Source organism: Rhizobium sp. 01T444 (genome assembly GCF_056398305.1).
Window position 1 is genome coordinate 1 of sequence record NZ_JBFTPD010000420.1, and the last position, 518, is coordinate 518.

A 518-nucleotide genomic window follows, 5' to 3' on the forward strand; every position below is an offset into this window, starting at 1 on the left:
GCCGATGGTGGCGTGGTGCTCGCCCCAGCGCCAACGCAGCGCGGTGCCGACCAGCTCGCCATCGCGCTCGGCGACGATGCCCTCGGCGTGGGCGAAAACCTGTGCCAAATCCGCGGGGCGGTGCGGCCAGCGCAGCTCGGCGGTCAATGCATGCGCGCGCGGCAAGTCGGCAGCGGTCATCGGTCGCAGCACCATGCCGTCGAGAGTGGGTGCGTTCGGTGTCTGGACGGGCATCGGAAGTCTTCGTGCGAGCAAAAGGACAGCTCATCTTGAACGACATCCGCGCCTTTCGCCAGACCGAAGTCGCGCTCTTTCGCAACTCGCAAGCTTCTCCTGCAAAAGGTCCCTGTTTCGCAATTCGCTGCGGCAGCGGGCCTGCTTACGCAACCAAATGCTGAGCCAATCTCCGTCGCATAGATCGCCATGCAAAAGCTTCGACGCGGACTTGCACGTGCTTGATTTCGATCTCAACAGGACCTCCTTTTCCGAATGAACACTTCATCGGGGGTGTGTTGGTC

The 518-nt window shown here is 62.4% G+C and carries 1 pseudogene; it reads right to left on the reverse strand.

Annotated features, from left to right (window positions below):
• Positions 1-234, reverse strand: a pseudogene (locus AC1DTN_RS39255) (hypothetical protein); the annotation flags it as partial.
• Positions 235-518 lie beyond the last annotated feature (284 nt).